Source organism: Chloroflexota bacterium (assembly GCA_016875535.1).
Classification (GTDB): domain Bacteria; phylum Chloroflexota; class Dehalococcoidia; order SHYB01; family SHYB01; genus VGPF01.
This window is the reverse complement of the sequence record VGPF01000010.1, coordinates 29,801-53,577: the sequence shown is the minus strand read 5'-3', so window position 1 is coordinate 53,577 and position 23,777 is coordinate 29,801. Positions and strand designations below refer to the sequence as shown.

Annotated in this window: 21 protein-coding genes; 9 read left to right on the top strand and 12 right to left on the bottom strand. The window is 62.7% G+C overall.

Going from position 1 to position 23,777, the window contains the following annotated elements:
* From FJ039_04925 to FJ039_04915, 3 genes are all read left to right on the top strand, one after another.
* Positions 1 to 214: ABC transporter permease subunit (locus FJ039_04925; protein ID MBM4405515.1), on the top strand; the 214-nt coding region annotated here is incomplete at its 5' end.
* 17 nt (positions 215 to 231) lie between these two features.
* On the top strand, positions 232 to 1,134 hold the full coding sequence (locus FJ039_04920) for an ABC transporter permease (protein MBM4405514.1): 903 nt from the start codon (positions 232 to 234) through the stop codon (positions 1,132 to 1,134).
* 209 nt (positions 1,135 to 1,343) lie between these two features.
* Complete coding sequence (locus FJ039_04915) at positions 1,344 to 3,185, top strand: ABC transporter substrate-binding protein (GenBank protein MBM4405513.1); 1,842 nt, start codon at positions 1,344 to 1,346, stop codon at positions 3,183 to 3,185.
* A 129-nt stretch (positions 3,186 to 3,314) separates the two neighbouring features.
* On the opposite strand, the gene FJ039_04910 is transcribed toward FJ039_04915, so the two are convergent.
* From FJ039_04910 to FJ039_04865, 10 genes are read right to left on the bottom strand one after another with little or no spacing between them, the layout of a single operon-like run.
* Entirely contained in the window at positions 3,315 to 4,199 is an 885-nt protein-coding gene (locus FJ039_04910; protein ID MBM4405512.1) for a cyclase family protein, read from the bottom strand.
* 8 nt (positions 4,200 to 4,207) lie between these two features.
* Positions 4,208 to 5,311 (bottom strand): LLM class flavin-dependent oxidoreductase, encoded by a 1,104-nt coding sequence (locus FJ039_04905; GenBank protein MBM4405511.1) that lies wholly within the window; start codon positions 5,309 to 5,311, stop codon positions 4,208 to 4,210.
* 2 nt (positions 5,312 to 5,313) lie between these two features.
* On the bottom strand, positions 5,314 to 6,135 hold the full coding sequence (locus tag FJ039_04900; GenBank protein MBM4405510.1) for an SDR family oxidoreductase: 822 nt from the start codon (positions 6,133 to 6,135) through the stop codon (positions 5,314 to 5,316).
* Positions 6,132 to 7,256, bottom strand: a complete 1,125-nt coding sequence (locus FJ039_04895) for an LLM class flavin-dependent oxidoreductase (GenBank protein MBM4405509.1) — start codon at positions 7,254 to 7,256, stop codon at positions 6,132 to 6,134. Before FJ039_04895 ends, FJ039_04900 begins: the two co-directional genes overlap by 4 nt.
* The gene (locus FJ039_04890; GenBank protein MBM4405508.1) at positions 7,256 to 8,134 is read right to left on the bottom strand and encodes an SDR family oxidoreductase; all 879 of its coding nucleotides are present in this window, start codon (positions 8,132 to 8,134) and stop codon (positions 7,256 to 7,258) included. Before FJ039_04890 ends, FJ039_04895 begins: the two co-directional genes overlap by 1 nt.
* A gap of 13 nt (positions 8,135 to 8,147) precedes the next feature.
* The gene (locus FJ039_04885) at positions 8,148 to 8,732 is read right to left on the bottom strand and encodes a TetR/AcrR family transcriptional regulator (GenBank protein ID MBM4405507.1); all 585 of its coding nucleotides are present in this window, start codon (positions 8,730 to 8,732) and stop codon (positions 8,148 to 8,150) included.
* A gap of 60 nt (positions 8,733 to 8,792) precedes the next feature.
* Positions 8,793 to 11,279, bottom strand: a complete 2,487-nt coding sequence (locus tag FJ039_04880) for a CoA transferase (GenBank protein ID MBM4405506.1) — start codon at positions 11,277 to 11,279, stop codon at positions 8,793 to 8,795.
* A gap of 25 nt (positions 11,280 to 11,304) precedes the next feature.
* On the bottom strand, positions 11,305 to 12,498 hold the full coding sequence (locus tag FJ039_04875; GenBank protein MBM4405505.1) for a hypothetical protein: 1,194 nt from the start codon (positions 12,496 to 12,498) through the stop codon (positions 11,305 to 11,307).
* 18 nt (positions 12,499 to 12,516) lie between these two features.
* Complete coding sequence (locus tag FJ039_04870) at positions 12,517 to 13,539, bottom strand: LLM class flavin-dependent oxidoreductase (protein MBM4405504.1); 1,023 nt, start codon at positions 13,537 to 13,539, stop codon at positions 12,517 to 12,519.
* A gap of 48 nt (positions 13,540 to 13,587) precedes the next feature.
* Positions 13,588 to 14,604 carry an LLM class flavin-dependent oxidoreductase gene (locus FJ039_04865; protein ID MBM4405503.1) on the bottom strand — a complete coding sequence of 339 codons (1,017 nt, stop codon included), beginning with the start codon at positions 14,602 to 14,604 and terminating at the stop codon, positions 13,588 to 13,590.
* 151 nt (positions 14,605 to 14,755) lie between these two features.
* Between FJ039_04865 and FJ039_04860 the strand changes: the two genes are divergently transcribed.
* Positions 14,756 to 15,283 (top strand): hypothetical protein, encoded by a 528-nt coding sequence (locus tag FJ039_04860; GenBank protein ID MBM4405502.1) that lies wholly within the window; start codon positions 14,756 to 14,758, stop codon positions 15,281 to 15,283.
* A gap of 35 nt (positions 15,284 to 15,318) precedes the next feature.
* On the top strand, positions 15,319 to 16,335 hold the full coding sequence (locus FJ039_04855) for a hypothetical protein (protein ID MBM4405501.1): 1,017 nt from the start codon (positions 15,319 to 15,321) through the stop codon (positions 16,333 to 16,335).
* Positions 16,336 to 16,337: 2 nt separating this feature from the next.
* Here FJ039_04855 and FJ039_04850 read toward each other — a convergent pair whose 3' ends face one another.
* The gene (locus tag FJ039_04850; GenBank protein ID MBM4405500.1) at positions 16,338 to 17,627 is read right to left on the bottom strand and encodes an MFS transporter; all 1,290 of its coding nucleotides are present in this window, start codon (positions 17,625 to 17,627) and stop codon (positions 16,338 to 16,340) included.
* 31 nt (positions 17,628 to 17,658) lie between these two features.
* Positions 17,659 to 18,822, bottom strand: a complete 1,164-nt coding sequence (locus FJ039_04845) for a hypothetical protein (GenBank protein MBM4405499.1) — start codon at positions 18,820 to 18,822, stop codon at positions 17,659 to 17,661.
* A gap of 164 nt (positions 18,823 to 18,986) precedes the next feature.
* Here FJ039_04845 and FJ039_04840 point away from each other — a divergent pair, with 164 nt between their 5' ends.
* From FJ039_04840 to FJ039_04825, 4 genes are read left to right on the top strand one after another with little or no spacing between them, the layout of a single operon-like run.
* Positions 18,987 to 19,793 (top strand): enoyl-CoA hydratase/isomerase family protein, encoded by an 807-nt coding sequence (locus tag FJ039_04840; protein MBM4405498.1) that lies wholly within the window; start codon positions 18,987 to 18,989, stop codon positions 19,791 to 19,793.
* On the top strand, positions 19,790 to 21,034 hold the full coding sequence (locus tag FJ039_04835; protein MBM4405497.1) for a CoA transferase: 1,245 nt from the start codon (positions 19,790 to 19,792) through the stop codon (positions 21,032 to 21,034). The genes FJ039_04840 and FJ039_04835 overlap by 4 nt, the downstream gene beginning before the upstream one ends.
* A gap of 2 nt (positions 21,035 to 21,036) precedes the next feature.
* Complete coding sequence (locus tag FJ039_04830; protein MBM4405496.1) at positions 21,037 to 22,344, top strand: CoA transferase; 1,308 nt, start codon at positions 21,037 to 21,039, stop codon at positions 22,342 to 22,344.
* Between the two features lie 14 nt (positions 22,345 to 22,358).
* A complete protein-coding gene (locus FJ039_04825) occupies positions 22,359 to 23,765 on the top strand; it encodes a 3-hydroxy-3-methylglutaryl CoA synthase (protein ID MBM4405495.1) in 1,407 nt (468 codons plus the stop codon).
* Positions 23,766 to 23,777: the final 12 nt, after the last annotated feature.

Here is a 23,777-nt window from a genome sequence, read left to right as displayed (position 1 = left end):
CACACAGCTGGCCTATCTGCTCGGCGGCACCATCATCATCGAAGTCATCTTCGGCCTGCCGGGCCTGGGCAGGCTGACCCTGGAGGCAGTCACGCACCGGGATTACACGCAGATCCAGGCCAACGTCATGCTCATCGCCGCCATCACCATGCTCGTGAATCTGATCGTTGACCTGTCCTACGGGTGGCTCGATCCCAGGATCAGGTACTCCTAAAAGGACCATCGCGACCGATGAGCACTGCTATCCAAGCAACCTGGCGGACAGACCCGCGCTACAAGGCGGTTTCCCTAGGGAAGCGCTGGCTGCGCTTCGCGAAGCGGGAGCCGATCGGCACGGCCGCCGGCATCCTCATCATCCTCCTTATCTCCTCCGCTCTCTTCGCGCCCCTCATTTCAGAATTCGATCCGACGAAGACCCGGGTCGGACGGCCCTTCACCGGCCCAGGTTGGGACCACTGGTTCGGCACAGACCAAGTAGGACGGGACGTCTTTAGCCGGGTTGTGCACGGAGGCCGGGTTTCGCTGCTGGTGGGCATCATCTCTGTTTCCATCGGTACCGCTGCGGGCACCATCATCGGCCTCTTGAGCGGCTACTTCGGCGGCTTTCTGGACATCGTGCTTCAACGCATCATTGACGCCATCATGTCCATCCCAACGATGGTGCTGGCGTTGGCGCTCATCTCGATCTTCGAACCGGGGACGGACAAGCTTATCCTGACGATCGCCGTGGTTATGACGCCCAGTTCTGCCCGCATCGTGAGAGGGGCAGTGCTGGCCGTGAAGCCGAACATGTACGTGGAGGCCGCCAAGGCCCTTGGCGCAGGGAGCGCGCGCATCCTCCTGCGCCACGTCCTCCCCAACGTCGTCGCCCCGGTTCTCGTCATCGGCTCTGTGCAGATAGGAAACGCGATCCTCCTGGAGGCCTCCTTGAGCTTTCTTGGCCTGGGGCCGCCTCCTCCCAACCCATCCTGGGGTTATATGATCAGCCAGGAGGGACGGGATGTGCTTACCACTGCCCCCTGGATCGGCATCTTCCCAGGCGTTTTCCTCAGCCTGACCGTCTTTGGCTTCAATATGCTGGGCGATACAATCCGTGACGTTCTTGACCCGAAGCTGCGTGGACGGATCGGGTAGCCTCTTTATGGCATGCGGCCTTGTGGGACTTTTCAAATAGCTTAGTGTGTTATATACTACCCCGCACCTTACCGCCCTCCTAGAAAACCGATTGTTTCCTAGGGAAGAACTGAGGAGGCCGCATCGAGAGAGCAGAGCAACTTTGTCGTGTCCCACAAGCGTAGAACTCTATGATCGGCTATGCGTAGAAAGCTCATGAAGGAGAATAGATGCTGAAACTGAGAAAACTTCCACTGAGAAAACTTCCATGGACCGCCTTTGTCTTGGCCATGGTGGTGAGCATGGTGCTGGTGGCCTGCGGCGGGGACGACGATGAAGATCCCACCGCGACGACTGCTCCCCCAACAGCGGCCCCGACAGCGGCCCCACCAACGGTGACCTCTGCTCCCCCGACAGCTGCACCAACCCGCGCACCAACGGCAACGGCTGCGCCGGTGCCAGGCGTCTTTAACGTCAACCCCAACACGCTGAAGGTCATCAAGTATCGCTATAACGCCCCGAACTTCTCCCTCACGCCTAAGCCGGGCGGCACCCTCAAGATTTCCTCCAGCGTCAGCTGGCCGAATCTTGATCCCATCAAGTCCGTCGGCTCCGGCACCAACGGCCCGCTAAGCGTGGCCCACAACCGCTTGGTCCGCTGCGCCGCAGGCTTGGAAATGAAGGTCTTTGACCCGTACACCTGCGAGATCGTGCCCGACCTTGCCAGCTCTTGGAGCGCTTCCGCCGACGGCAAGACATGGACGTTCAAGCTGCGCCCGGATGCGAAGTTCCAGAACATCGCGCCTGTGAACGGCAGGGCCGTCACCTCGGCCGATATCCTCTTCTCCTACGATTACGCCTGGAAGACCCAGGGCAGCGCCTTGGCGAGCAACTTCGCGAACGTTGATTCCGTCACGGCGCCGGACGCGCAGACCGTAGTCATCGCACAGAAGAGCGTCTCCGCCGACTTCCTTGCCGTGGTTCCCGCAGGCATCCAGCACTACATCCTGGCCAAGGAAATCAAGGATGCCAGCGGCAGCTTTGAGAACCAGATGATCGGCACCGGCCCCTACCAGGTAAAGGAAGTCAAGGGGAAAGAGCAGATCATCTACGTCAAGAACCCCACCTTCTTCAAGCCCGGTCAGCCGTACATGGACGCCTTTGAATACGGCGTCATCACGGACGGCGAGGCCGCCAAGGCGGCCTTCCGCGCCGGCCAACAGCACTGGACAAACCTGCCGGGCGCGAACTACACCGTTCGCGGCTCTGAAGAGATCCGCCGCACGGTGCCCAACGCCGTCTACTTTGAGACAATTTGGCCCCACGCCCTCTACTCGATCGTCGTGAACCTGGAGAGCGGCCCCACGGCGAACGTGAAGGTACGCCAGGCGATGTCCCTTGCCTATGACCGCCCTGGCGTGGTGAAGGACATCTACCAGGACGCCGGCACCATCATGTCGCCCGTGCCCTGGCCCTGGATTTTCGATCAGCGCCCGAAGCTGGACGAGATGCCGAACTACCAGTACAACCCGACGAAGGCAAAGCAACTTTTGACCGAGGCGGGGTTCCCGAACGGCTTCGAAATCCAGATGGACTACTCGAGAGGCGCCCTGGCCGACCATGACCTGAGCAGCCCGATCTTTGTGGACAACCTCAAGGCGATCGGCATCACGGTCAAGCTGAATCCCGTTGACTTCACCACACTCCGCGGCAACGCGGTGGGGTACAAGTTCGGCGGCGGCACCTTCTACTTCGTCGGAACGCAGTCCACGATTGATTCGTACGTCTACAATCACATGCATTCAGCTTCCTCGGGGAACGTGGCGCGCATCAAGGACCAAAACCTGGATAAACTCCTTGATAATCAGCGCGTCGAGATGGATCCGGCCAAGCGCAAGGACATCCTGAAGCAGATCTGGCAGGCGGAGCATGACAACGTCTGGAGAATCCCGGCTCCCACCCTCGCCGCGATCTACTTCCATAGCGAGAAGCTCCACAATGCCCTCTTCTCCTACCAGTACCTGATGCCGAACATCTTTGGCCCCAACCTCGAGTACATGTGGTTGGACTAGTAGGCTCTTCGGCTCGCTAACCGGGCAGTGAAGAAAAGAGCCCGCCCCAGTGATGGGGCGGGCTCTTGCTTTTCGTCGGGCAGCATCTCGCGGGGATAGTGGGCTGTCTGGCGGGGTTTCCGTACTGGCTCAGGCTATCGCAATGGGGTTCACTGGACTGCCCGTGCCGCCCACAACGCGCAGTGGGGCCACGACCAAAAGAAACTCATAGATGCGGTCTCCGGCAAGCCGCTCAAGGTTGAGGTACTCCAGCAGCGGCACACCCTGGTTGCGCAGCAGCTCAACGTGAACGGCTAGGAATTGACCCTTCGCCCAGGGGATCGGCTCGATAGCGGCATTATCACAGCCGACGACGGCGATCCCCTTTTCCCGAATGAGGTTGCAGGCATCAAGCCCGATGCCAGGCTCCCCCTGATGCTCGATGGCCGGGTCCTTAAGGTAACGCCGGATCCAGCCTGTCCGGACGAGCAATGCGTCCCCAGAGCGAAGCGTGAGGCCTTGGGACTCGGCACAAGCGGCAAGCTCGGCAGAGCCAAAGGCGCGCCCTGCGGGGACGGCGCCGACTTTGAGATAGCGAGCCATATCGAGCATGACGCCACGGGCCACGATGGCCTCTTGCTTATCTATGCCGCAGCGCTGCGCCCCCGCGGCGGCCGTAAGGCTACCGGCAGGAAAGCCGTTAAACAGGCGATCTCCGTGCCAGACGTGAGCCAGGGAATCCATATGCGTACCAGAATGGGAGGCAAACGAGTAGTGGTCCTCAGCGCTGAAAACGCCCTTGGTGCCGGGGTGGAGTCTCTCGTAGGCGGCCCCGCTGAGTGACGTAGTGCGCATTGGCGGCTTCCGGTAGCCTTTGGGCGGGTAGCCGCTCCGTATCGGCAGGCCAAGGGGATAGACCTGGCCTGTCCTGCAGAGGCCGGTTGCAGCGCGAACCACCTGAGGGGTCAGCAGGTTCAGGGCGCCGCGCTCATCGGCTCTGCCCCAGCGGCCCCAGTTGGAAGGCTTGCTCGCCAAGGCTACCCCTAACCCTTCGCAAGGTGCGGGATGACTTCCCGACCCATAAGTTCGATGCTACGCATGACCTTGTCATGCGCGATGCCGCCCATCTGCATCAGCCCCAAGATAAGCGTTATCCCGGCCCTTTCATACTCCCGGATCTGCCGGATGCAATCATCAGGGGAGCCGACGATGATCATGCGCTCGCTCAGGGCTTGCTCCCAAGAAGGCGGCTGCTCCCAGTACGGCTTGCGGCCGGGAGGGATGGCGGCGAGCCGCTTCCGGCGCTCCTCCGGGTCGCGCGGAGCGAAGAAGCGGCAGAGCTGTTCGATGTAATAGGCATGATGAGGGCGCACCATCACCATCGCCTCGCGGGTGGTCTTCGCGCAGAACAGCGGGACCATGCAGCCGACTTCCAGGGCCTCGCGCCTATCGTGGCCGAACTTCTTCCAGACCTCGCGGGCGCTGGCCGTATCGCCTGTGATATTCTCAAAGCCTCCCAAGATCGTCCCCGTGAGCATATGCATGCCGCGGCCGAGGTTCTGTTCTTGGGATGTCCGGCTTGTCGTCGAAGCCCACATGCGCGGCGCGGGCTTCTGCAGCGGCTTGGGCACGATGGTCACCGGGCTGGTGACCTGGTAATACTTCCCATGAAATGTGACGTTCTCCTCAGTCCAGCATTTCCTGACAAGGTCGCAGTACTCCAGAAAGAGCTCTTTGTTCGCGGCGGCCGTCTCCCCGTACGGCGAGGGTTGCTTCCATATCTCGAATTCGACCTCAGAGACGCCGCGGCCTACGCCGAACTCGAGGCGTCCGTTGGAGAGGATATCGATGGAGGCAAAAGACTCAGCCGTATGGATCGGGTCGTTCAAGGGCAGGAGGCGCACCGCCGTTCCAAGGCGAATCGTCTTGGTGCGCTGGCTCGCGGCGGCAAGCAATATCTCGGGAGCGGGAACATGGGAATAGCCAGGATTGAAATGGTGTTCGACGCTGAAGGCGCCCCAGAAGCCCGCCCGTTCACCGGCCACGATCTGCTCAAGAACGTTATGCCAGATGTCGTACTCGGTATAGCTCCGGGGGTCCACTTCCATCTCATAGTGCAGTGCGATCTTCATCGGAGGCTGTTGCATGGCTAGTCCTCCGCCTTTTGCATGCTAAAGGGGTAGACGTTCGTCACGCCCCCATCAACGACGATGGTTTGGCCGGTGATATAGGCGGAGAGGTCGGAGAGAAGGAAGAGGGCGACGGCGCCGATGTCATCAACGGTGCCTAGGCGGCCAAGGGGGATGAGCTCGTTGAGTCGCTTGAGCGCCTTCGGCGTGTAGGCCTCGGCGCTGCGGTCGGTCATGATGGTCCCCGGGGCGATGCTGTTCACACGGATGCCGAAGGGACCGCATTCAGCGGCAAGGGTTCGCGTCACGCTGATCATCCCGGCTTTTGCCGCGCCGTACGCCGCGTGATGAGGGGCAGAGGTCAGACCGTTGACAGAGGAAATGCTGACGATAGCGCCTCTGGTTCGATGCTTTTTGAAGTGGGTGACGGCGGCGCGGGAGAGCAAGAAGAAGTGGCGGAGGTTCAGGTCAAGGACTTTGTCCCATGCCTTTGGGTCCGTATCGGTGACCGGCGCCCACGGGGCAAAGCCCTGCATGCCGCCCACCACAGTCGCCAGCAACTCAAACTTCCCATGGCCTTTGGCAACGTCCCGCACAAGGCGGTCAATATCGGCCTGGCGGGTGACGTCCGCTTGAAGCGCCGTGGCCCGGGGCCCAAGGCCCTTGGCGGCGGCGGCAGCTCGCTCCTTGACGATATCAACAACGACGACCTTCGCGCCCGCTTCGTAGAGGGCTTGGGAGATCGCGAGGCCCATACCAAGGCCGCCGCCTGCCACAACCGCCGTCTTCCCGCTAAGGGAGAGCTTGTCCCGATAGCGTCTTCTCCTCTCGCCGGTCTTCATGACTTTTGAGCGCCGATCGTGGTGGAGATGCCCTTACGCTTGAAGTGCGGGATGACGTATTTCCCGAGGAGTTCGATGGAGTGTATGATGTCTTCATGCTTCATATGGCCGAAATCCACGTCGCAGAGGATGTGGTCCACGCCGGTCTTCGCGTAGGACTCCATCTTCCTGATGACGTGATCCGGATCGCCGATGACTACCATGTCCTCATGATCGAAGGCCTCCACGCCGACCTTTCCTTCGTGGTACTTCTGCAAGAGCGGGAAGTCCCCGAACATCTTGTTCGTGGACTGCATGCCCTCCCAGGCGGTGGTCGCCAGGACGGCGTGGGTGAGCCACCATGCAACCGCTTCGTAGGCGCCGGCTTCCCGAGCTTTTGCGGCTGAATCGGCGCACATGACCAGGGTATAGGCGCCGACCTTATCGTTGATCATCGCGCCGACGGGTTTCGCGTTCTTGATGCCGCGCCTGTACACGTTGATCCGCTGTTCAAGGCGATCAAGAGGAAGGAGGATCGTCAGGCCCAGAGCGCCGACGCCGATCTCGGCGGCGATGGGGTAGCTCTCGTCATTGCTGGCGGCCATCCAGAGAGGCGGGTGCGGCTCCTGAAGGGGTTTGGGCACGACGTTCCGTTCCGGAATATCGAAGTACTGCCCCTTGTGGCTGAATCTCTCCTTCATCCACATCTGCGGAATAATCTCCATCGCTTCCTTCCACATCGCGCGGGATTCCTCATATTTGATGCGGAAGCCTTCCTGCTCGAACCGAGTGGAACGGCCGGTGCCGAACTCGACGCGCCCGTTGCTCAGCAGATCGAGGACGGCTGCGCGCTCGGCAACCCGCACCGGGTGATTGAAAGGATAGGGAAGAAGGACCACGCCGTGGCCAAGACGGATGTTTTGGGTGCGCTGGGCCACCGCGCCGAGGAAGATCTCCGGAGCGGAGGAGTGCGAACGCTCTTCCCGAAAATGGTGCTCCACGAGCCAGACCGTATCGAAGCCCAGCTTATCGGCCAGCTCGATCTGCGCCATGGACTTCCGATAGACCTGATACTCGCCTCGCGATTGAGGCTTGGGCCAGGGCTTGGGCATCTGCAGTTCGTAGAGCAGATCTATCTTCATCAGGACGACTCCTCTAATGCGTTGTAGAACTGATAAGACGCTGCTTCAGCGCCGACGGGGTGCAGGTCTTTGCCGAGCATCGAGGGAAAATCGCGGATGATGTCTTGAAGCGTCCAACCTTGTGGGCGCTTTGCCTCACGCCATGGGCCGGGATGTGCGTGTATCTGAAGGCTATCGCGGTGGAGGCGCATAACCTGGCCGGTGATGTTCTTCGCATAGTCGCTGATCAGAAAGCATGCGAGAGGAGCGGCTAGCTCGACCGGTTGATAGACAGTCGGCTTTTCGCGGCCTGCATTCAAGATGTCCGTCATCTGCGTCGCGCCGCTGGGAGAAAGGGCATTTACCCGTATCCCGTAGGGGGCCAGCTCCAATGCCCAGGAGTAGGTAAGGCTCGCCACCGCACCCTTGCTGCCGTTATAGGCGGAAAGATCAGGACCGCCCGCCTGGGCGTAGGAAGTGGTGTTGAGGATGACGCCGGCTCTTTTCTGCACCAGGACATTCGCGGCGTGGCGGGCGCAGAAAAAGGTGCCGTACGTATTCGTACGGAAGATGGCGTCAAAGCCGGCCTCGCTCTCGTCAAGGAGTCGCGCCTTGTGGAGGATGCCTGCATTGTTAACAAGCGCGTCAAGCGTGCCGAAGCCGCGGAGGGCGGTCTGGACGAGATCGTGGGCGCCGTCCCAGGTGGCGATATCGTGAGAATCGGCGATGGCGCGCCCGCCGCTTCTCCGAATCTCCTCCGCTGCCGCCTCAACGAGGTCAGGCTTGAGGTCATTTATGACCAATCGCGCCCCTTCCTTGGCCATCGCCACCGCATAGGCGCGTCCAAGGCCCCGGCCCGCGCCGGTGATAACCACCACTTTGTTTTCCAGGATCGGCACGTTGGTACCTGCTTTATAATTTCATCTGCCGCTTGGCCGTCATACCACGGGTCAGCTGCAGGATGGTCTCCAGCACCTGCTTCCGGCTGGACCCATTGGGGGGAGCAAGGCCCAGCAGTTGGACGGCCCAGAGGCCATCAATAGCCAACCGGAGCATCGTAGCCAGTGCAGGGTCAAGGCCGTCTTCCTCGGCAGATGCCTGCCACCTGGCGTAGATAGCGCGAGCGGGAGCGAGAAGCTCGGGGTTCAAAGCCGCGGCAGCCATAAGGCCTGCCCCAAGCTCTTGGGGCGTCTTGCTCTCGTACATCGCCAGAGCAAAGGCCCGCAGCCACCGACCAGGCGTATCAGTCTTGCCGGTTTCGCTCTCTTCGAGCTTCCGGGTCAACTCCCTGTCAAAGCTCTCCATATAGCCCACAAGCATCCCCTGGATCAACGCATCTTTAGAGGGGAAGTGGTAGAGCAGTCCGCCCTTGCTTACCCGGGCCTCCCTGGCAACGGCCTCAAGGGTTATCTGGGTCACGCCATCGCGAAGGGCGACGCGCGAGGCGGCGTCAAGGAGCGACTGGCGTGTTGATTGGGCCACAGAGGTCGTCGTCATGGGCGCAACTCTACCGTCCAGACGGTACAGAGTCAAGGTGCCCGAAAGGAGGCAGGCGGATCAGGATTCCTGCTCAAGAACGCCGGCGCCGAGGAGTTCGGCGTACCTCTCATCGGAGAGGCCCAGAAGCTCGGTGACGACGCGATGCGTGTGCTCGCCGAGAAGGGGCGCGGGCCGCATTTCATGGGGCGTCAAAGAGAGGCGGAAGGACGGGCAATCATAGGTGCGGAGGCCCATTTGCGGGTGCTGAAGCTTTGCCAAGTGACCACGGTGGCGCAACTGCTCATTCGCGTGAAGGTCATACCCGCTGGCCACAACACCGGCCGGAACGCCCGCCCGCTGCAAGCGTCGCATAACCTCCTCGGCCTTGAACCCGCTAGTCCAGGTGTCAATGACGGCATCCAGGGCGCCCGCGTTTCGCCTTCGCAAATCCTGTGTCGCAAAGCGCGGATCCCGCGCCAGCCCTGACTTGCCCATCGCGCCGCAGAGCGATCGCCACTCCTGCTCGGTGTAGCAGGCGATGGCGCACCAGCGATCATTGGCGGCGGCGCCGGCGGCGGGGTCGTCGGCGCAGCGATAGGTATTGTGCGGCGCAGCGATGTCAGAGCGATTCCCCTGCCGCGACCACTCGCGGCCGTTGACGGTGTAATCGAGCACGGCCGGGGCGAGAAAATGAACGGCGGACTCGAACTGAGAAAGGTCAATGTAGACGCCCTTGCCTGTCCTGTGCCGCCGCTCAAGAGCCGCAAGCACCGTGGAAAGGGCGAACCAAACGCCGATGAGGTCACCGTAGGCTGCGCCAAGGTCAACCGGTGGAAGGTCCGGCCAGCCTGTCACGTGGTTGATGCCGCATAGCGCATGCAAGAGCGAGGCATAGCCGGACTGCTGGGCGTTTGGGCCGGTCTGTCCCTGGAAGGATGAGCTAAGCATCACCACGCTTGGGTTCGTCTTGCGGATGGCCTGATAGCCCAGGCCCCACTTCTCCATCACGCCGGGGGTGAAGTTTTCCACCACAACGTCCGCCCAGCTGGCCAGCTTCCGGGCGATCTCCAGGCCTTCGGGCTTCGTCATGTTCACGCCCAGGCTGAGCTTGGAGGTGTTGTGATTCGCGAATTGAGCGCTCGAGTTAAACGTGGGCTTCCCCGCAAACGGCCCGGTCTGGCGAGTACCATCGAGCCTCGTGCTGCTCTCCACCTTAACGACCGTCGCGCCGAACATCGCGAGATACTTGGACACGGTGGGCCCGGCAACAAGCCATGTGAAATCGGCGACTTTCAGACCTTCAAGGGCGCGCCTTGGACCAGGCCGGGCCGAAGCGTACGCGGCGCGCTTCCAGCGCCCGAGCTCACTGCGTATCTCCCTAGTGTGTTGCCCAACCGTTGGAGTAGGGCTCGGCGCCCGCCACAGAGGCTTGGAGCTTTTGAGCGGCGGGCCGGGAAACTTGACCGCCGCATCGAGTCCGTGCGGTTTGAGAGCAACAAAGAGCTTGCGAGCCCTAAGCTGCTCGTTATGGACAACGCGCTTAGGGCCGTTGATAGGAAAGAGCAGGATACGCCGTTTTATGGCCGCGTCCAGCATCTCCTGCACCGTATGCAGCTTGAAGAAGCGGCGGAAGGCAGACTCCCACTTGTCCACTTCGCTCTGGGAGAGTTTGTAGAGGCTCTTCTCCTCCCACGGGACTTGGAGCAGGCCCTCGTCAATGCCGTCCTCCTTCATCATTGCAAGAAGGGGGGTATTCTTGCGACCCCAGCCCGCGCCGACCCACCAGACCCAAGAGACGTAACCGTCCTTGCATTCCCACACCCAGTTGCGGTGGATCTTCAACCCAGGTGTGCCGCCGCGCGTGCAGATGACCTGGCGGGTATCGTAGTACTGTTGGACCCAATCGAGAGAGTCCGTCACCGCCTCTTGCATCGAAAGGTCTACATACTGTCCCTGGCCGGTCATGAGGCGGTGATAATGGGCGATCAACGTGCCCACCGCGGCCTGCGCTCCAGCCTGGCAGTATGACTGGGGAACGCCGATGACGACGGGTCGCCGTTCCGGGTTGCCTGCGATGTAGAGCAACCCCCCTGTAGCCATGGCGATCAGGTCGCCGTTCTTATAGTCCTTATACGGACCGGCTTGGCCGAAGGGCGAGACCGCAGTCATGACCAGGCTCGGGTTGGACCGGCGGAGATCGTCATAGCCCAGTCCCAGGGATCTCAGATAGCCGACCGGTTTTGACTCGATGACAAAGTCGGCGGCCGCCGCCATGCGCAGGAAGGTCCGCCTATCGCTGGGCCTTCCCAGATCAAGCGTCATGCTGCGCTTGTTGGTGTTGTAGGCCCAATAGGAGAGCGAGCGATCCGGGTCAGGCGTGTCATGGTGGAAGGGACCGACTAGCCGCTCGGGGTCGCCCCCGGGCGGCTCGATCTTAATGACGTCCGCGCCGAGGTCGCCAAGGATGCGGCCGCAGAGAAAGGCCTTCGCGTCCGTGAGGTCCAAAACGCGGTAGGCGCTCAGGGGAAACCGGCCGCTCACGGGGCGCGCTCGCTTATGCTCCATGCGGAGAGTCTAGCAGACGCCGCGATCACTTTGCGGCAGGGAGCCCGAGCCCGCGCGCGGCGATGATGTTGCGCTGGATCTCCGAGGTGCCGACGCCGATCGTGGAGGCGACGCTGATCTGATACAGGCGCTCCACACGGCCCAGCATCGGGGCCTTCCTATCGCCGCGCTCAAGCTGGCCCGCCAAGCCCAGCGCCTGCATGCCGATGCGTGCGGCGCGCTGCTCCAGTTCGGTGACAAAGAGCTTTGTCTGAGAGGCCTCCCGGCTCGGAGACTGCTTGCGCATCTGCTTGGAGACGATGGCGTAGCCGAGCGCCTTTGCCACCTGGAGGTCCATGGCGACTTGCGCAAGCTGGTGGTGCAGGCCCGTCTGCCTGATGCGCTCGCGCTGGCGCGACGGCATAGTCTTGATGTACTCGAGCAATTCGTCAAGGAATCGGCGCACGGATATCGTCGCGGCGAGATTGGAGCGTTCAGACTCCAGACCCGTGACGGCTTGAAGCCAGCCCTTGTCCTCTTCGCCCACAAGGCAGTCGCGCGGCACCCGCACATTCTCCAGGACAACTTCGCTGAAGTTGTGGGTGCCCACCGCGCGCCATTCGCGGACCATGGTGACGATGGGGTGGACCGTGATGCCTGGAAGGGACATCTCGAGCAGGAAGGTGCTGATGCCTTTGTGCTTCGGCACATCCGGGTTCGTTCGAGCGAGGAGGAGCCCCCACTGGGCCCGGTGCGCGTCGCTCGACCATATCTTGCGGCCGTTCACCAGGAAATAATCACCCTTGTCCTCGGCCTTCGTCTGGAGGCCGGCCAGATCGGAGCCGGCGTTCGGCTCGCTGAAGAGCTGGCACCAGAGGAGCTCTTCCTTCGCGATCTTGGGCAGGTGCTTCGCCTTTTGCTCAGGGGTCCCGTACTGCATGAGCGTGGGGCCCACAAGGCCAAGGCCGGCGCCTGCGGGCCGCGGCGCGCGCGCCAAGGACATCTCTTCGTTGAAGATCATCTGCTGCATCGGCGACCAGCTCTGGCCCCCGTACTCCCTGGGCCAGGAGACGGCAAGCCATCCCTTCTCGCCAAGGGCGCGGGCGAATCGCTTGCGAAACTCCTCGGTCTCTTTATCGCCGAGCTGCTGATTAGCATATTCGGCAGGGGCGTGCTTCCTGAGGAAGTCGCGCACCTCTTGGCGGAACGTCTCTTCTTCAGGCGAGAAGCGGAAGTCCACGATAACCCCTGCCGGCCTCTAGCGTCCGAACGTCTCGAAGAGCGCCGTGCGGTATTCGTTCGTCTTCTCGCTGTCCATGTGGAAGCCGGGCACCTCAACCATGATGCCGTCCACCAGGTCCTTGAAAACGGCGATCTTCTTCCGCACTTCATCCACGGTGCCGACGACGGTGAAAGCGTCAATCATCTCGTCCGTAACCAGCTGGGCGATCTTGGGGCTGTGGCCCCCTTCGGTCTTGAAGATCTGCTGGATCTCCGTCGTGAGCTTGCCGAAACCGTGCGCCTCAAAAAGCGGCTGATAGGTGCGAACCGTCGAGAAGAAGCCGACCTCACGAGCGGCGTCATGGCGGGCGGCCTTGCGATCCTTGGAGATGATGACCACCAGGGGCACGGTCAGTTCGATATCGCTGCGCTTGCGCCCGGCTCTATCCAGGCCGATCTTCACATTGGGGTGGATGACCTCTTTGATCCAGTAGGGCGACCAGATGATGTGACCCAACATCCCTTCCGCCACCTCACCGGCGAGCCGCGCCATGCCGCCCTGGACGCCCGCCAGGTAGATGGGGATGCGCTCCCGCACCGGCGCGATGGGCCGCCGCCAGCCGACTACCTTCACATCGTAGTACTCGCTCTGGTAGGTGATGGGCTTGCCCGTGTGGGCGTCCTTGATGATCATGCGGACGAGTTCCACGGTCTGGCGCAGGTGCGGCACCGCCTTGCCGTAGTTCTTCACGCCGTGCCACATCTCCACCAGGCGCTGGACGCCGGAGCCAAGGCCGAGGTTGAAGCGGCCGCCGCTGATGTAATCCATGTCCAGCGCGGTCAGGGCCGTCTCAAGCGGGCTTCTGGTAAAAGCTAAGGCGATGGAGGTGCCCAGCTGGATACGCGAGGTGTGGCCTGCGACGGTGGCCAGCGGGACAAAGGGGGCGCCGCCGTTGAGCTGCTCCGCCCACACGCCGTCCATCCCGGCGGATTCCGCCGTCTTCGCCCGCTCGATAAGCTGGGCGGCAGTGCCCGACCCCAGACCAGCGTATATCTTCATGTCGTTCTTCCTTATCTCTTCGCGGCGGCGGATCGCTCCGCTTGGCGGTTATTTCCCAAAGACGTCAAAGAGGGCGTTCTCGTACGGGAGGGCGTCGGCGCGCTTCATGGCCTGGGTCGGCGTCTGCAAGATGATGCCGTCGGCATACTGGCCATACTCGGCGATCTTCCTGCGCACCTCATCCGCCGTGCCCATCGCCACGAACGTCTCAGCCATCTCATCGGTCACAGCCGCATTCATCTTCGGCGAGAACCCCTTGTTCTCACGGAAGATCTGCTGGATCTGCTGCGCCTGCTGTTGGAAGCCGTGGAGGGCAAAGAACGGCTCATAGGAGCGCACGGTGGCGTAGAAGGCTGGCGTGCCGCGCGCGATCTCCAGAAGGGTCTTCTTATCATTGCCGATAAGCACGTCCACATAGAGCCAGACGAAAAAGTCCTTCCGTTCCTTGCCGCCTTTCGCCATTCCCTCGGCAAGCTTCGGCTGCATGACTTCCTTGATATATTTGAGCGTATAGACCGGGTGGGCGATGAGTCCATCGGCAACCTCACCGGCCGTCTTGATCATGCCGGGCCCTACCGCGCCGAGAAGGATCGGCATCTTCTCGCGCACCGGACGCCACGGGCGCATATACCCCACAATGTTGGTCTTGTAGTATTCACCGTTGAACTGGATCGGCCGCATCTTGTGGGCGTTCTCCATGATGAGGCGCGTCACCTGCAGATACTCTTTGATGTGCGGGATCGGCTTGCCGTACGGCATGTTGTGCCAGTTTTCGATGAGCCGCGGCAGGCTGGTGCTGAGGCCAAGGATGAAGCGCCCGTCCGTAAGCCGATCGAGGTCCAGCGCAGTCAGCGCCGTCGTCATGGGACTGCGCACGAAGGCGTACGCGACACCGGTGCCTAGCTTGATGGTCGTCGTATGCCCGGCGACCGCGGCGCAGTTCACGTAGGGGGTGCCGGCAAGCTCTCCCGCGAAAAGCGCCTCAAAACCCGCCGCCTCGGCGCGCTTCGCGCGCTCGATCATATGGGGCATGCTCTTATCGTCGAGACGCAAGGCGTACTTCATGGATAGCTCCAGGCGAGAGGCTTACACGCAAGAGGGCTGCGCCCTTGACTTGCCTACAGGCGCTAGATATATAGTTGGGTGAGGCATCGGCCAAGGGATTATATTGGTCTCAACTTCTAAGTGTCAATCTGCTGTACCGAGGCGCTAGCCCATGATCACAATCCACGTTCTCGACCCCACATCGGACGGGCCCGGCGCCTCGCACGCCCTCGCTGCGCGGAGAGACCTCCGCGGAACGCGGGGCGGCATCCGCCGGCAATGGCCCAACTTCGATACGTTCACAGCCCGCATCGAACGGCGGCTCATGCAGGAGCACGAACTCCAGCCCATCCTTCGCGTAGGCGGCACCTTCACTGAGCGGCGCGATGCCAAGCTTGAGGAATGGCGCACGTTCACGAGCCAGGTACAGTGGGCGATCGTCGGCCTTGGCGCCTGTTGGGGAACTTCCCCCTGGACGGTCTATGACGCCATCGAGCTTGAAGAGAAGGGTATTCCCACGGTGAGCATCGTGACCGACGAGTTTGCAGGCATCGCAAAGGCGACGGCGGCGGCAGAGGGATGGCCCGCGCTCAAGATGGTTATCGTGCCCCACCCGTTTGAAGAGTTGAAGGAAGATGCCGTGGTTACGCTTGCCGATGCCTCCTACGTAAAGATCGTTGATGCCCTTGCGAAAGACTGATGCGTTTGGATAGACGCTTCTAGACAGCACCCGCTATGACCTCCGAAAAACCACTCGCGACCTCCCAGGAGAGCGCCTACGAAGACCTCTACCGGCGCGGTTGGACCGATGGTCTGCCCATCGTTCCCCCAACGCCTGATCGCGTCCAGGCGATGATTGCCGCGTCAGGCCGCCCCGGCGATCACACCCTCGGCTTCATCGGGCCGCGCCGCGGGCGTGCCACTGTGCAAAAGGTGGCCGTCAACGCAGTCATGGCAGGCTGCTTACCCGGATACATGCCCGTTGTCTGCGCCGCCGTCTCTGCGGTCGCCGACCCGAATTTCCAGCTGGACCGCATCGCGCCGTGGACGGCCCCCTATGCCCCCATGATCGTCGTCAGCGGCCCTATGACGGAGAAGATCGGGCTGAGCAGCGGCCACGACCTCTTTGCCTCAGGTGCGCGCGCGAATGCGACGATCGGCCGGGCCTTGCGACTCATTCTCCTGAACATCGGGGGCGCTTCGCCTAGCGCGGTGAGCAAGAGCGCCCACGGATCCCCCGGGCGGCAGGGCATGTGCTTCGCTGAGAGCGAAGGGGCGAGCCCTTGGGAGACATACGCAAGAGAACAGGGGACCGCCGCAGGGCAAAGCGCCGTCACGGCCTTCGCCGTCACCGGCACCGTGCCGATCTTCTATCGCGTCATCAAGGTTAATCCGGAAGACCTGATCAACAACATCGCGGCATGCATGAAATATATCGAGGGCTACGCCACCGCCTACCACCAGGACGGCGGCCTGCCGGTGCTCTTACTCTGCCCTATCCACGCCAAGATCTTCGCAGGCCGAGGATGGGACAAACACCGCATCCGGGAAGAGCTCTTCAAACGTGTTGACTTCAAGCCGGTCTACGGGGCGGAATCGCGCATCAATGCGCCCACATGCCTCACCGGCGGCAAGGCGGACGAACGTCCCGCACGCCTGCCTATCCTGGTCGCCGGCGGCATCGCAGGCTATCACTCCACCTTCCTGCCCACGATCGTCGGCGTGCCGCCCATCACCAAAGTGATGCCATAGGCCTAGTGAGCGGCTTGCCGGGCGCGGCTCGTCCGCGCCTCGATGGCGGCGTAGGCGGCGGGGATGCGCATCAGCCACAGCATCGCCAGCACAGCCAGCAGCCCGCCGATGCCGGCAGTCGCGAAGCCGAGCCCCCAGCCCGTCAGGCTTTCTCGCCCGGTGATATCAAGAAGGCCGCCGAAAAGGGCGGGCGAGACGATGCCTGCCGCAAAGCCGAAGAAGCCGTGCACCGCCAGCGTGGAGCCCATCTTGCCGGGGATCGCAACCTCCGTGACGCTGGTGGTGTAGATGGCGGAGTCCGCGCCGGTGGTGATGGTGTAGACCAGACTCAGAGCAAGGACCATCGCCCAGGGCGCGCCGCCGATCCATCCCATCGTCATGGAGCAGGCGGCGCTCAGGGCGCACAGGGCGATGGCGGCGCGCAAACGGCCCACCCGGTCGGAAAGGACGCCTCCCAGGAAAGGCGCCGCCGCCCCCACGATGTTCCAGATGCCGAAGATGACGGCCGCGCGGGCGGCGGCATGCTCCGATTCGAAGCCGCCATAGGCGACAAGGACAAAGGCCAGGAAGGGTGTGAGCCAGGTGCGCAGGTGTGAAAGCTCGATGGAGTGCATGAAATAGCCGAAGATCATGACGCTCGCGGGCTTGCTCTTCAGCACGCTCAGGTCCAGCGTGGCCCGGGTATCGCGCACTCCTGACGGGCGGTAGCCGCGCAGGATAAGGTAGAGCACGATGGGCGTGAGGAAGGAGAGCCCGGCGAAGAGCGTGGTCGCGCCGCGCCAGCCCAGCAACGGGATGAAGGCGCCGATGAGCGTGAAGGAGAGTCCCGAGCCCAGATAGAAAGTCGTCACATAGAGGCCCGTCGCCGTCCCCCGTCCCGCCAGGGCGAAGCGCTCTGCAACCACGCGCGTCCCAGTGACGTAGATGCCGGAGATGCTAAGGCCCACAAAGAAGCGCAGCGTCATCGCGACGCCGAAATTGTGCGCCACCAGGGGGAAAAGTATCTGCGCGAGCGCGGCGGAGAGCCCGGCCGTAATCAGCACGCGATCGGCGCGCAGGCGGTCGGTCATGGGCGCGATGACCAGGGCGGCGATGACGGAGCCGACAGCCGTGGCGCTATTGACCAGCCCCGCCTGGCTGTTCGTCATCCCCCACTCCTCCTGGATGATGGCCAAGGAGGCGGAATAGGCGGACATGGGGAGCGCGGCGGCCAGCAGGGCCGTCATGATGCCGAAGAGCCAGTGCCAATCGGCCCGGGGCGCCTTCGGCTCTGTAGCTGCGGTCTCTGTCACGGTAGGGTCACCATCCGCAGCATGCCGTCACTTAGTCGGCCCCCAGCACCAGGGTCACGCCGCTATGCCGCGAGCCCAAGTTGCCGCCCGTGCCGTGGCAGATGGCGATCTTACAGTTCTTCACCTGCCTGGGGGTGCCCTTGAAATCGCCCCGCAGCTGCTTCACAGCTTCGATGATCAGAAAGATGCCGCGCATCCCTGGATGGTTCGAAGAGAGCCCTCCTCCGTCCGTGTTCATGGGCAGGTCGCCATCAACGGCAAGCCGCCCGCCCTGGACAAAGCTGCCGCCTTCGCCCTTCTTGCAGAAGCCCAGGTCCTCCAGCGTCGTCAGCGCCGTGATCGTGAAGGAGTCGTAGACCATCGCCAGGTCAATGTCCTTGTGCTTCACCCCAGCCATAGCCATGGCGTGCGGACCCGACTGCGCCGCCGCGATGGTGGTGAAATCGCGGTGGCCGCTGCTCAGGTGGGCATAGCCTTCCCCCGAGCCCAGAAGCCAGACGGGCTTGGTCTTGAGGCTCTTGGCCCGCGAAGGGCTGGTGACGATGACCGCGCCGCCGCCATCCGAGATGACGCAGCAGTCCAGCATGTGCAAAGGCGAGGCGATCATGCGCGAGCTAAGGACGTCTTGCACCGTGATGGGATCCCGATACATGGCGGTAGGGTTCATGCCCGCATGGCGGCGCGTCGTCACGGCGATCTCCGCCAGCTGTTCGCTCGTGGTCCCGTACTGGTGCATATGCCGGGATGCCACATTGGCATAGAGCGCCGCCAGGATGGTGCCGTAGGGCGCCTCGAAGCTATCCGGCCTAGGGTCCACCGTCTGCTTGCGGAACCCCCCGGTGCCGATGGCGCTGCCCTGGGAAAGGGCCGTGCTGCCGTAGGTGATCAGCACCACTTCGCACATGCCCGCGGCGATGGCCGCGGCCGCGCGCGTCGTATGCAGCAGGAAGGAGGAGCCGCCGACTTGCGTATTGTCCATCACCTTCGGATTGAGGCCCAAGTACTCGGCCATATACATGGAGGAGTAGCTGTCCGCGTTCATGAACCCATCCACGTCCTTGATAGTCAGCCCGGACTCCGCCAAGGCCATCGCGGCCGATTCCGCCTGGATCTGCCATACCGTGCGGTCGGGGGCGCGCCTGCGGGGATACTCGTAGACACCGGCGATGGCAGCCTTCTTGTGCAGCGTGGACATCCGCTCAACTCCTTCAAAACAGGCCAGGACGGCCGGTAGTATAACTCACCTATATATACTTGAAAACAATATCGGCCAAAGATAGAATGACCTCACGTTCGCCAGAGGGGAATCGTTCCTCAGTCCCCAGTTTTTCCTGAAAGACTGCGTGCGATGGAGGCCCTGTGAGCGCCAAGTTTAGCACTCTCATTTACGAGAAGGCCAACCATCGTGCCTTGATCGTCCTCAACCGCCCGGACGCCCTGAACGCCTTTGATAGGACGATGCAGCGCGAGCTGAAGGCGGCCTGGCAGATGGTGAAGGAAGACGAGGACGTTCGTGTGGTCATCCTCACCGGCGCAGGCGATAAGGCCTTCTGCAGCGGCGTGGACTTGAAGGATGGCGAGGACCCGGAGACCAAAGCGAAGAAGGAGCGCGACCCCTGGCATCATGAGGATGCGGGAGCGCGCCTCACCTCCAAGCAGAACGGCGTCTGGAAGCCGGTCATCACCGCTGTCAACGGCCTCTGCAATGCCGGGGCCTTCTACTTCATCTACGATAGCGATATCGTCATCGCCTCGGAGGGCGCCACCTTCTTCGATACCCACGTCTCCTACGGCCTCGTCACGGCGTTGGAGCCCATCGGCCTCACGCGGCGCGTCCCCCTGGGCGAAGTCCTCCGCATAGCGCTTGTCGGCGGCGATGAGCGCGTGAGCGCCAAACGCGCTTACGAGATCGGCCTGGTGAGCGAAGTGGTGCTACAGGCAGAGCTGATGCCCGCCGCGGAGCGCCTGGCGGCCAGCATCGCCTCCCACCCCCCCATCGCCGTGCAGGGCACCGTGAAGGCCATCTGGAGCGGCCTGGATGTGGGCCGCAAGCAGGCCTTGGAGCTTGGCGAGCTCTACCCGCGCGTGGGCAACACTCCGGAAGCGCTCAAGCAGTTGCATGAGAAGCTGGCAAGGAAGGACAAGCCCAAGTGGCGTCTGCGATGACCGGCTCCGCGCAAAAACAGGCGCGGGCGGCCCCCGGCCCTCTCCATGGCCTTCGCGTCCTTGACCTGACTCATTACATCGCCGGGCCGTTCTGCACCAAGCTCCTCGCCGATTACGGCGCGGATGTCATCAAGATCGAGCGCCCAGGCACAGGCGATGGCCTGCGCCATGTGGGGCCGTTCCTCCATGATGTCCCCCACCCGGAGAGATGCGGCCCCTTCCTCTACCTGAACACCAACAAGTTCGGCGTGACCCTGGATCTGAAACAGTACCAGGGCCGACAGATCTTCCTGGAACTGTTGAAGAGTGCGGATGCTATTGTGGAGAGCTTCAGCCCGGGGACTATGGAGCGCTTAGGCCTGCATTACGAGGAGCTCCACAAGACCGCGCCGAACATCGTGATGACCTCCATCTCGAACTTTGGACAGACCGGCCCCTATCGTGACTTCAAGGCCAATGAGCTCATTGAGTACGGCATCGGCGGCCAGCTGCACTCCACCGGCTATCCGGACAGGCCGCCGGTGAAGCTCGGCGGCAACATCGGCATGTACCAGACGGGTCAGAACGCCTGCTTCGCCACCGTGACGGCCCTCTTCCGCCGCGAATTCGATGGCTTCGGCGATTACCTGGACGTCTCCGTCTTTGAGACCCAAGCCGGCAACCAGGACCGCCGCAGCATCTACATGCTGAACTATGAATACACCGGCGTCGTCACCAAGCGCCATAGCGATGCCACGGGCCTGGCCTTCGGCATCTTCCCCTGCGCCGATGGCTATATCTGCTTCTGGTCCGGCATCAACCGTTTCTCCCGCGTCGCTGAGATGGTGGGCAAGCCGGAACTCGCGAACGACCCGGACTTCGTGGATTACGAGCGCGGCGTAAGCCCCCAGGCAATAGACCGATTCAACAATGAGTACCTTCTTCCCTGGACCCTTGAGCGCGACCTCTATACCGTGTGGAGGGATTCCCAGCGCGCGGGACTCGCCACCGCCCCCGTGATGTCCCCCGGCCAGTTCTTCAACGACCCGTACTACCGCGCCAGGGGCTTCTTTCCGGCGATCAACCACCCCGTGGCTGGCAAGCTGGAATATCCGGGCAGGCCCTTCATCATGCCCAATAGCCCCTGGAGACTGCGCCGTCCGGCGCCCTTGCTCGGCCAGCACAATCGGGAGATCTTCGGCAGCATCCTCGGCCTCTCCGCGGGTGAGCTTGCGAAGCTGAGGAAGGACGGCGTCATCTAGCCATGCGCGCCAACCGTCTGCCGCTGAAAGGCATCCGCGTCCTGGATCTCACCATGGTCGTCGCCGGGCCCTATTGCACCATGCTCCTGGCCGATTGGGGCGCCGAAGTCATCCGCATGGACACCACCCAGGTCTTTGTTCCCTACACGCGTGGCACCACGCCCCGGCCGCCAAAGGAGTACGTGGAGGCCGTGAGCGGCTCCGGCTACGGCTATGCCGGGAACACCCCCGCCGAGCGTCCCTGGAACCGCTACGCGATGTTCCAGAACCATGCGCGGAACAAGCTCAGCATGACCGTGGATCTCCTGGCGGAGGATTGCGGCAAGATCTTTGAGGATCTGGTGGCCATCTCAGACATCATCGTGGAGAACAACGTCCCCATCAATCTGGCAAAGCTCGGCATCACCTACGATCGCGTGCGCCGCATCCGGCCGGACATCATCATGCTCCGCATCCCGCCCTACGGCCTCGGCGGCGATTACGAGAACTATCGCGCCTTCGGCTCCCATATAGAGGCGGTCAACGGCCACCTCTGGATGCGCGGCTATCCCGATACGGACGCCACCATGCGCGGCGTCCTGCCGGTGGGCGATGGCCCTTCCGGCGTCGGCGGCGCCACCGCCGCCGTCATGGCCCTGCGCCACCGGGCGCGCACCGGCCAGGGCCAGCTCGTCGAGGTCTCCCAGACAGAGAACTTCGCCACCTACATGGGAGAGGCGCTTATGGACTACTCCATGAACAAGCGACAGCCGGAGCTCCTGGGCAATCGCAGCGCGCGCTGCGCCCCCCAGGGCGTCTACCCCGGTAAAGGCGACGACAAATGGGTCGCCATCGCCGTCAGCTCGGACGAAGAGTGGCGCGCCCTCTGTCGGGTGATGGGCGATCCGCCCTGGGCGCAAAACCCCGAGTATCAGACGAACGCCGGCCGGCTCCGAAATCATAACGAGTTAGACGAAAATATCTCCCAGTGGACAAAGGACCAGGAGCACTACGCCTTGATGTGGCGCCTCCAGGAAGCGGGCGTTCCCGCGGGCGCCGTGATTGACGAGGCGGAGGCCTTCAGCGACCCCCACTTCAACGCCCGAGGCTTCTTTGAGCGCCTGACGCACCCCGAGTGCGGCGCCCATCGCTACCCGGGGATCGGCTTCAAGATGCGCCGCACGCCCAACCATATCCGCCGCGCCGCCTGCCGCATGGGCGAAGACAATGAATACGTTTATGAAAAGCTGCTCGTGACAGATCACGAAAAATACACCAAACTCATCGCCGAGGGGCGCATCGGCATGGACTACGCCCCAACCGTGCGGTAGCTCTGGAGGCAACGATGGTTGGCATACGAGCGATCGGCGCCTATGTGCCGAAGTACCGGATGACCAAGGAAACGATCGGCTGGGGTTCGCCCGGAGAACGGGCCGTCGCGAACTTCGATGAAGACAGCGTCACCATGGCCACAGCGGCCGCCATAGATTGCCTTCGCGGCATAGACCGGCACGCCGTGGACGGCATCCTCTTCGCCACCACGTCCAACCCCTATTTTGAAAAGCAGAGCGCCTCCACCATCGCCACTGCGCTCGACCTTCGGGCTGACATCTTCTCCCAAGACCTCGCCTCCACCCTCCGCGCTGGGACCTCCGGCCTCCGCGCCGCCGCCGATGCCGTGCGCGCCGGGTCCGCCAAGAACGTCCTTCTCGCCGCGGGCGATGTGCGCCTCGCCTATCCCAAGAGCGATATGGAGCGCTACCTGGGCGATGGCGGCGCCGCCCTCCTTATCTCGGATACGGACGTCGCGGTGGAGATCGAGGCCTCCCACTTCGTCACCGAGCACATGATTGACCAGTGGCGCTCCACCACGGACACCTACATCCGCTCCGGCGAAGACCGCTTCATCGCGGATGAAGGCTACATCCCCGCCGTCATCGAAGCCTCCACAGGCCTGGCGAAAAAGACCAAGCTCACGCCCAAGGACTTCGCCAAAGCCGTCATCTACGCCTCCGACCCGCGCCGCCACGGTGAGATCGCCCGGAGGCTCGGCCTCTCGCCTCAGCAGCTGCAAGACCCCATGTTCGGCTCCCTGGGCAATACCGGCACGGCCTTCCCTCTCATGATGCTCGCGGCCGCCCTGGAAGATGCCAAGCCCGGCGACCGCATCCTCCTCATCGGATATGGCGATGGCGCGGATGCCTACGCCCTGAAGGTCACGGACAAGATCGAACAGGCGCGCGCCGGGCGGCGGTTGATCAAGAAGCACCTTGCGGCCAAGGCCAAGCTGCCCGCCTATGAGCACTTCCTGCGCTGGCGCGGGCTCCTCGCCGCCGAACCGGCGCGCCGCCCAGATCCTCAGCCCGTCTCCCTCCAGGCCGCCTGGCGGGATGCCGATCGCAATCTGCGTTTCTATGGCGGCAAGTGCACGGTCTGCGGCCATGTCCAATACCCCCCGCAGAAGCAGTGCGCCTTCTGCAAGGCCTACGACTCTTGGTCCCCTGTGCGTCTCTCCGATAAACAGGCCAAGATCGTCACCTTCTCCATGGACTACGTCGCCGGGACCCAGGACGTGCCCCTCGTCATCACCGTCGTGGACTTCGATGGCGGCGGGCGCGCTCTCCTCATGATGACCGATCGCGAGATTGACCAGATAAAAGTCGGCATGCCTCTGGAGTTGAGCTTCCGCAAGCTCGGCGTCATCGGCGGTGTGCACAACTACTATTGGAAGACCACCCCAATCCGGGCATAGGCTCACCCCAGG

Excerpts from the sequence above, each read along its gene's own strand:
- FJ039_04920 (MBM4405514.1), top strand. The coding sequence starts at position 232 with ATGAGCACTGCTATCCAAGCAACCTGGCGGACAGACCCGCGCTACAAG.
- FJ039_04915 (MBM4405513.1), top strand. The coding sequence starts at position 1,344 with ATGCTGAAACTGAGAAAACTTCCACTGAGAAAACTTCCATGGACCGCC.
- FJ039_04905 (MBM4405511.1), bottom strand. The coding sequence starts at position 5,311 with ATGCAACAGCCTCCGATGAAGATCGCACTGCACTATGAGATGGAAGTG.
- FJ039_04900 (MBM4405510.1), bottom strand. The coding sequence starts at position 6,135 with ATGAAGACCGGCGAGAGGAGAAGACGCTATCGGGACAAGCTCTCCCTT.
- FJ039_04895 (MBM4405509.1), bottom strand. The coding sequence starts at position 7,256 with ATGAAGATAGATCTGCTCTACGAACTGCAGATGCCCAAGCCCTGGCCC.
- FJ039_04885 (MBM4405507.1), bottom strand. The coding sequence starts at position 8,732 with ATGACGACGACCTCTGTGGCCCAATCAACACGCCAGTCGCTCCTTGAC.
- FJ039_04880 (MBM4405506.1), bottom strand. The coding sequence starts at position 11,279 with ATGGAGCATAAGCGAGCGCGCCCCGTGAGCGGCCGGTTTCCCCTGAGC.
- FJ039_04870 (MBM4405504.1), bottom strand. The coding sequence starts at position 13,539 with ATGAAGATATACGCTGGTCTGGGGTCGGGCACTGCCGCCCAGCTTATC.
- FJ039_04865 (MBM4405503.1), bottom strand. The coding sequence starts at position 14,604 with ATGAAGTACGCCTTGCGTCTCGACGATAAGAGCATGCCCCATATGATC.
- FJ039_04860 (MBM4405502.1), top strand. The coding sequence starts at position 14,756 with ATGATCACAATCCACGTTCTCGACCCCACATCGGACGGGCCCGGCGCC.
- FJ039_04855 (MBM4405501.1), top strand. The coding sequence starts at position 15,319 with ATGACCTCCGAAAAACCACTCGCGACCTCCCAGGAGAGCGCCTACGAA.
- FJ039_04845 (MBM4405499.1), bottom strand. The coding sequence starts at position 18,822 with ATGTCCACGCTGCACAAGAAGGCTGCCATCGCCGGTGTCTACGAGTAT.
- FJ039_04835 (MBM4405497.1), top strand. The coding sequence starts at position 19,790 with ATGACCGGCTCCGCGCAAAAACAGGCGCGGGCGGCCCCCGGCCCTCTC.
- FJ039_04830 (MBM4405496.1), top strand. The coding sequence starts at position 21,037 with ATGCGCGCCAACCGTCTGCCGCTGAAAGGCATCCGCGTCCTGGATCTC.
- FJ039_04825 (MBM4405495.1), top strand. The coding sequence starts at position 22,359 with ATGGTTGGCATACGAGCGATCGGCGCCTATGTGCCGAAGTACCGGATG.